The organism is Halomonas marinisediminis, assembly GCF_004347715.1.
Classification (GTDB): domain Bacteria; phylum Pseudomonadota; class Gammaproteobacteria; order Pseudomonadales; family Halomonadaceae; genus Halomonas; species Halomonas icarae.
Genome location: NZ_SLTR01000122.1, coordinates 1 through 334, shown reverse-complemented (window position 1 = coordinate 334; position 334 = coordinate 1). Strand labels below are relative to the sequence as shown.

Genomic DNA, 334 nt, shown 5'->3' with positions numbered 1-334 from the left:
ATGGGCCGCGATGAGCGCATCTAGGGTGGTCACGGGCACCCGCACCCGATCGTCCCAGACCTGCCCCTCCCAACCGGGTGCACCGCTGGCGGCGGCCGGAAACGTGGGCGCAATCGTCGCGACGGTCGGGTTGGCGGAGTTCAGCAGCAGGTCGACCTCCCCTGCCCGCGCGCCCGCGGCCACCGCATACAGGGTCGCACGCGGACACCGCCCGTAGAGCCGTTGCACGGCCCGGAACGCCATGGGCTGCGGCTCCAATGCCACGACTTGGGCCCCAAGCCGCAGGAAACTGCCCGTCCGGTCCCCGACATGGGCCCCGATGTCGAAAACCAGC

1 protein-coding gene is annotated in these 334 nt (G+C 71.3%); it reads right to left on the bottom strand.

Annotated elements, in window-relative coordinates:
* Positions 1 to 321: FkbM family methyltransferase (locus E0702_RS16070; protein ID WP_306766929.1), on the bottom strand; the 321-nt coding region annotated here is incomplete at its 3' end.
* Positions 322 to 334: the final 13 nt, after the last annotated feature.